Annotated in this window: 4 protein-coding genes; 2 read left to right on the top strand and 2 right to left on the bottom strand. The window is 69.3% G+C overall.

The window, feature by feature from the left end:
- A partial coding sequence (locus tag EPN98_RS16650) for an amino acid--tRNA ligase-related protein (RefSeq protein ID WP_293364036.1) occupies positions 1–675 on the top strand: 675 nt, incomplete at its 5' end.
- A 51-nt stretch (positions 676–726) separates the two neighbouring features.
- On the opposite strand, the gene EPN98_RS16645 is transcribed toward EPN98_RS16650, so the two are convergent.
- Both EPN98_RS16645 and EPN98_RS16640 read right to left on the bottom strand, forming a co-directional pair.
- The gene (locus tag EPN98_RS16645; RefSeq protein ID WP_293364035.1) at positions 727–1,746 is read right to left on the bottom strand and encodes a pentapeptide repeat-containing protein; all 1,020 of its coding nucleotides are present in this window, start codon (positions 1,744–1,746) and stop codon (positions 727–729) included.
- 87 nt (positions 1,747–1,833) lie between these two features.
- A complete protein-coding gene (locus tag EPN98_RS16640) occupies positions 1,834–4,293 on the bottom strand; it encodes a ribonucleotide reductase (RefSeq protein ID WP_293364034.1) in 2,460 nt (819 codons plus the stop codon).
- A gap of 184 nt (positions 4,294–4,477) precedes the next feature.
- Here EPN98_RS16640 and EPN98_RS16635 point away from each other — a divergent pair.
- On the top strand, positions 4,478–4,745 hold a 268-nt coding region (locus tag EPN98_RS16635; protein WP_293364033.1), incomplete at its 3' end, for an NADH-ubiquinone oxidoreductase subunit NDUFA12 family protein.

Here is a 4,745-nt window from a genome sequence, read left to right as displayed (position 1 = left end):
CCGATCGCCAAGAACCTGGGCGCTGAGAAGACCGACGCGGTCATGGGCCAGCTGGGCATGGGCCAGGGCGACGCGGCCTTCTTCGTGGCCGGCGACCCCAAGGTGTTCGCCAAGTTCGCCGGCAACGCGCGGACCAAGGTGGGCACGGACCTCAAGCTGGTCGACGAGGACCGCTTCGAGTTCGTCTGGATCGTCGACTTCCCGATGTTCGAGTGGAACGAGGACGAGAAGCGCGTCGACTTCAGCCACAACCCGTTCTCGATGCCGCAGGGCGAGCTGGACGCGCTGAACAGCAAGGATCCGTTGGATATCCTGGCCTACCAGTACGACATCGTCTGCAACGGCTATGAGCTGTGCTCGGGCGCGATCCGGAACCACCTGCCCGAGATCATGGTCCGGGCGTTCGAGATCGCCGGCTACGGCGCCAACGTGGTCGAGGAGCAGTTCGGCGGCATGCTGAATGCGTTCCGCCACGGCGCGCCGCCGCACGGTGGCCTGGCGCCGGGCATCGACCGCATCGTCATGCTGCTGGCTGGCGAGACGGCCATCCGCGAAGTCATCGCCTTCCCGCTGAACCAGCAGGGCCAGGACCTGATGATGAACGCGCCGTCGGAAGTCAGCGAGAAGCAGCTGAAAGAGCTGCACATTCGCCTGGCCCCGCCGATCAAGGTCTAAGGGGAGGCCCGGCGCTTGCGAGCGCCGGGTCACCCGCCTGGGCCCTCGGGGTTACGGGTGGATGGTCAGAAGGTAGCGCGGGGCCGGTGGCGCCGGCGGCGCGGCCGGGACGGCAGGCACCGAGGGCGCCATTCGCATCGTGCGGATGTAGTCCGGCTTCACGATCATCCGCACGCTGGCGCAAGTCCGCACCGCGAGGCCACGGGGCAGTCTGGTGCGCGCGTCGCCGCAGGCTTCGTCCAGCTGGTCCTGGGTCAGGCCCCGCGCATTCGCCAGGTCGGCCCCATGCAGCGAGGTCCGCGTCAGGTCGGCGTCGCGGAAATCGGCGTCGTCGAAGGTGGCTCCGGTGAGCTGAGCGTTCGTCAGGTCGGCTGCGCGGAACGAGGCATGGCTGAAGGTGGCGAAGCTCAGATTCGCGCCCGTCAGCTCGGCGTCCTGGAAACTGGCGCCTTGTCCCTCGACGCGGCTGAAATTGGCGTACTGAAGCTCGGCCGATCTGAGCACCGTGCCGGACATCCGCGCCTTGAAGAAGTTGGCGCCCTGGGCGGCGATGTCGCTCATGTTGGCGCGCGACAGATCCGCGAGTTCGAACACGCTGCCGCGCAGGCTGGCCGACCGGAACGTGGCCCCGACCAGGATCGCCTTGCGGAACACAGCGCCGGAACCCTCAGCGTCACTGAGGTCGGCCTTGGTGAGGTTGGCGGTGGAGAACACCACGCCGTTCACCTCGGTGGAGCGAAGGCGGGCGCTGGTAAGGTTCGCGCCCGAGAACACCGCGCCGGCCATCGCCGCGTCGGACAGGTCGGCCTTGGTGAGGTCGGCGCCGGAGAAGACCGAGGCGTGGAACTTGGCGTCACGCAGGTTCGCGCCGGTCAAGTTGGCGCCCGAGAAGTTCGCGCCGACGATCCGGGCGCCCTGCATGTTGCGGCCGGCCAGTTCGCACTTCACGCAACTGCCGCCAAAGGAATTCTGACGTGGTATCTCCTTGTCGCCGGCCACGGCGTTCCCGGCGATCGCGCTGATCGCCATGAGAACGGCCGTCGGGGCCAGGAACCTGGTGAAACGCGTCATTACGTCCGGCAATCCCTGCAGTCAGGCTGTCACCTCTGCCTGCATCCCTCCGAGGGCGCCACTTAAATCGCGGTAACTTCGAAGGGTTTAGCCCGCCTGGTCGTCGGCCCGCCGACCGGCGCGCGCACCGCAGGTTTCGCAGATCAGCGCCTGGCCCTTGCGCACCACGGCGATGTCCCCACAGGCCGCGCAGACCTCGGCTTCGGCCAGGACCGCAGGCCCGGCCGGACGGCCCGCGGACGGCAGGAAGACGAGGTTGTCCGGCGCTGCGCCGCGGGCGAAGCCGCGGCTGATGAACCGCGAGGCCGGCTGGGGTTCGGGTTCCTCGGCGGCGACCCCGTCGGCCTTGCCTCGGCCAAGCCCGTCAGCGTTCAGTTCGGCCGAGTCCGGACTGGCGAGATCGTTGCGGCCCAGATAGCTGACCCCCAGCTCCCGAAAGATGTAGTCCAGGATGGAAGTCGCTGATTTTACGGTGTCATTCCCCGTCACCGGCCCGGCCGGCTCAAAGCGTGTGAACACGAACGCGTCAACGAACTCCTCCAGCGGCACGCCGTGCTGCAGCCCCAGCGACACCGAGATCGCGAAGTTGTTCATCAGCGACCGGAAGGCCGCGCCTTCCTTGTGCATGTCGATGAAGATCTCACCGAGCTCGCCGTCGTCGTACTCGCCGGTGTGCAGGTAGACCTTGTGGCCGCCGACGGCCGCCTTCTGGATGTAGCCCTTGCGACGGTCCGGCAACTTCCGGCGGCTGCGCTCGCGCTCGATCACGCGCTCTACGATCCGCTCCTGGATGACGGGCTCTTCCACCGCCTGGGCTCGGGCAGGCAGTTCGGGGACGCTGGGAATCTCCAGCGCCAGGGCAGCGGGCGCGGCGCCACGTCGCACCCGCACCGGCAGGTCGCTTACGGAGAGCGCGGCCTCGACGTCGGCCAGGGTGGCGGCCCAGGGCAGGGCGGCGTCCAGCACCGGGGCCACATCCAGCGCCGGCGCCAACGTGCCCAGCATGGCCGCCTGGGCTTCGAGCGGCACTTCGCCCGCGCTGCGGAAAACACGCCGCTGGTCCTCGGTTAGCGCGTCGCACTGCGCCAGGCTGTCGGAACCCAGGACATGCGCTTGCGCCGCGGCGACCTCGGCGTCCGTGAACCCCGCGAAAGCGAGGACGTCGAAGCCCGGGATCGCCAGCTGGTCGCCATCGACGCCCAGGACGTCGCGCACGAAACCTTCGCCGACCACATGAACCCTGAAGGCGTCGCGCAGACTGCGGGCGAAGGGCAATTCGGCCTGAGCCGCTTCGATCTCGAGGCTGGTGAAGCCGCGGGCGGCCAGGGTTTCGATGTTGATCGCCGGCGCTTCGGCAAGGCTGCGCGAACCGAGCAGCGCGGCTTGGGCGGCCGCCAAGTCGACGTCCAGCGCCTTGAGGCCCAGGATCGCGGCCTCTGAAAGGACTCGGACCGTCTCGCCGTCGGCCGTCTCTGCGACCGTGACCGGACCCGACCAGGGCGCGCCGTCCAGGCGGACCCCGAGGCGCAGAGCAAGCTCCGGATCGTTCACCAACCCGAGCCGCAGATCGATGTCGAGGGACTGGATGGCGTCGTGCGCCAGTTGGAACAGGTTGCGGGCGGCGGCGCGGCCGTCGTCGCTGTCGTAGTCGAAGCCGTGCGCCACCAGCCATTCGCCGAGGCCTCCGACGGCCAGTACGGCGGGGCCGCCCTCCGCCTCGGCGCCGACGGCGATCGACGCGGTCCGTGTCGTCGCTGCGAAGGCGGCCTCGTCGAACGCGCCGTCCCGCCAGAAGCCCATGAGCTCGACGCCGGCGGTCGGCAGCGCTGCGGACTCTGCGATGGCGGCGGCCTGTACTGCGTCAGTTGCGGCGATCAGCCGTCCTGTCGCCCAGGCGGCCCGGACCAGGGATGGACCCTCGGACGCCAGGGCGACGAATGGCGTGGCGGGCGCCGGGGGCGGAGGCGCGCAGATCCAGGCGCTTTCGCCCGAACGGGCCAGCGCGATGGCGTCGAGGATCGCGCTGTCCGGGGCGCCGGCATTGCGCGCGGCCTCGGCGGCGCGCGCCAGCGACGTGTTGCGCGCCGGATCGGCGCAGGCCTCGGGGTCGCCGTCGCACCTGAGGATCGCATCCATCACCGCCTGCAGGCGCGCCGAGACAAGGCCCGCCGCCGCTTGCGCGGCTTCGCGGCCTCGATGGGCTGCGGTCATCCGCTCCAGCGCGGCCGCGCCTGGCTCCAGCACCTTGAGGGGCGCGCGGGCGGGGGTGATCGCCACCACGCCTAGCTGCATGGCCTCGGTAATCGCCTCGCGGAAGCGGGTGCGGGTCTTCAGGTCCTTGGTGAGGCCCTGGGCTTGCGCCTTGCCGGCCAGTTCATAGGCATAGTGGAGGATGGCCGTCGCCAGGTCGCTCTTGCCGCCGGCCCAGTCGATCCAGGCTTCGACGCGAGCGTTGGAGAAGTGCGCCGGGGCGACCACCTCCACCAGCCGGTCGCCCAGCTCCAGAATCCGCCCCTCGATTCCCGCGCGCGATGTATCGCTGTCCATGCGGCCCGACTCCCTGACCGCGTCAGCCTAGGGTGGGGTATGGCGCTCGGGCAATAGATGTTGGGTCTGGGGATCCCTTCATCCCCAACATGTTGCAGGCGAAAGGCCGCGGGGGGAGTGCTGGACGCTGTTGGGGCGCCCGCCTATAGTCGCGCCGCATTCAGGACCCCAGAGGCCTCGCAACTTGTCCGTACTGAAGACGATCTTCACTTGGTGGAACGGCGCCACGACCGGCATCCACTTCACTGTCGCCCGCCGCGGCCGCTTCGTCGGTCAGGATGAGCTGGGCAACAAGTACTACGAGGCGCGCGACGCCCGCGACGCCTACGACAAGGGCCGCAAGCGCCGCTGGGTGATCTACAAGGGCTATGCCGACGCCTCGAAGGTGACCGCCGATTGGCACGGCTGGCTGCGCTACACTTTCGATGAGCCGCCGACCGTCGAGCCCTTCA

It is taken from the genome of Phenylobacterium sp. (assembly GCF_004299445.1).
Lineage (GTDB): Bacteria > Pseudomonadota > Alphaproteobacteria > Caulobacterales > Caulobacteraceae > Phenylobacterium.
The sequence above is the reverse complement of the archived record's forward strand: the minus strand, read 5'-3'. Positions and strand labels throughout refer to the sequence as shown.

Coding starts and splice junctions, on each gene's coding strand:
- EPN98_RS16645 (WP_293364035.1), bottom strand. CDS start 1,746: ATGACGCGTTTCACCAGGTTCCTGGCCCCGACGGCCGTTCTCATGGCG.
- EPN98_RS16640 (WP_293364034.1), bottom strand. CDS start 4,293: ATGGACAGCGATACATCGCGCGCGGGAATCGAGGGGCGGATTCTGGAG.